Origin of the sequence: Brevibacillus sp. HB2.2 (assembly GCF_013284275.1) — a bacterium.
Classification (GTDB): Bacteria; Bacillota; Bacilli; order Brevibacillales; family Brevibacillaceae; genus Brevibacillus; species Brevibacillus brevis_D.
This window is the reverse complement of record NZ_JABSUV010000124.1, coordinates 1-263: the sequence shown is the minus strand read 5'-3', so window position 1 is coordinate 263 and position 263 is coordinate 1. Positions and strand designations below refer to the sequence as shown.

The window sequence follows — 263 nt, the reverse complement described above, 5'->3', positions numbered from 1 at the left end:
CCCTATATGGAAACGACAGAAAACGGCTACGCAGCAGGTATGTCGGAAAACGATTTTCTCACCTATGAAGTAGAAAGCGGACAGGTCCTCCAGCTCGGAGACCGCGTGAACTACCAAGGCAAAGAGCTGGTCGTCGCCGGGTCAACAACAAGGATCGACCATGCCCTTCTCATTCACACCTATCAGCTCATGCCAGAAGCAGGCATCCGTCAAAACCCTATCCGCAACGATGACATATGCGGCGCTGCCCTGGAAGGCAAGAT

The 263-nt window shown here is 53.2% G+C and carries 1 pseudogene; it reads left to right on the top strand.

Annotation, left to right across the window (positions count from 1 at the left end):
• Positions 1–263 (top strand): annotated as a pseudogene (locus HP401_RS35540) (hypothetical protein); the annotation flags it as partial.